1 protein-coding gene and 1 pseudogene are annotated in these 1,152 nt (G+C 59.4%); one reads left to right on the forward strand and one right to left on the reverse strand.

Translation table 11 applies throughout. The features are described 5' to 3' along the window. Positions 1 to 450 (reverse strand): annotated as a pseudogene (locus ORS3428_RS25520) (exodeoxyribonuclease III); the annotation flags it as partial. Positions 451 to 617: 167 nt separating this feature from the next. Here ORS3428_RS25520 and ORS3428_RS25525 point away from each other — a divergent pair. Continuing rightward, a complete protein-coding gene (locus ORS3428_RS25525) occupies positions 618 to 1,139 on the forward strand; it encodes a hypothetical protein (RefSeq protein WP_244508095.1) in 522 nt (173 codons plus the stop codon). Positions 1,140 to 1,152 lie beyond the last annotated feature (13 nt).

Consider the following 1,152-nt stretch of genomic DNA (forward strand, 5'->3'; position numbering starts at 1 on the left):
ACGACATTGTAATCACCACAAAGGATGGCGCGCTCGCCTAGCAGCGATTTGCTGTAGGCGATGAGGCGTTCGAACCAGCGGAGCTTGTAATTGAATTTGGGGCCCGGCGCCGGATTTCCATTGGGAAGATAGATGCAGCCTACGACCAGGTTGTCGATCTCCGCCTCCAGATACCGGCTGTGCGTGTCATCAGGATCGCCCGGCAAGCCGCGGCGGCGTTCGCCCGGATCCCCTCCCACGCGTCAGTATTGCAACGCCATTATAGGACTTCTGACCGTGCCAGATAGCGCCATAGCCGGCGTCCCGGATGGCCTGGATCGGAAATTTGTCGTCCGACGTTTTCAGCTCCTGAAGGCAGATCACGTGGTACTTGGTCTCGCCAAGCCACTTCAGGAGCACCGGTAGGCGGCCATTGACGCCATTGAGGTTGAAGGTCGCGATCCGGGTCAATGCTTTTCTCCTTGCGTGACTTCGCCTGCGCTTGCAACGCGACGGCCGGCAGCGGGTTCAACTATTCCGGAACTGTTACGGCCTCGATGCCCGCGGTGACAAATCAATCGTTGGCCCGAACCGCCCCCTGCGTTGAGTTGGCTTCGCTCAGGACTGATTTAGCTGGCATGCCTGCTCGCCGAAAAGTCGATCCAAACTCGAAGCTGGTTGGAGAGTGGCCTCTTTCCCCGGCAGCGACGCTGGGGTCGTCGCGGAGGGCGAGGGGCATTTTCCTCGATATTCGCGCTCGTCTGCCGCCAGCGCTTARAAGCCTGCTCCACATCGAATCCCGGGTGCTCGCCTTGCGGCTGCCGCAGGCCTCTGACGCAGACGTCGATGCAGCAGCGGCGATCATCTACAAAGCCATGCAGGATATCGAAGACCTGCCGGTGATACCCCGTGAAGTCGAGGACATCCTGACGATTTCCTCCGGCGAGCGRCACCGCTGGCTGAAGGATGGTCGTTTGCAAAGCGCCGGAACCAGGACCGTCAAGCTTCGYGGCCGCGCAAGGAAGATCACCTTTCACGTGTTCGATCCGCGCCATATCGAGGACGTGTTGGACCGCGACCTAGAGCGGGATGAAGTCATTTCCTGTCGTATCCTGCACTGGCGAAGTAATTTGAGCACTCGACCGGTGTTGTGCGGTTGAGGATTTCGCCAAT

Source organism: Mesorhizobium sp. ORS 3428, assembly GCF_001854785.1.
Taxonomy (GTDB): Bacteria; Pseudomonadota; Alphaproteobacteria; order Rhizobiales; family Rhizobiaceae; genus Mesorhizobium.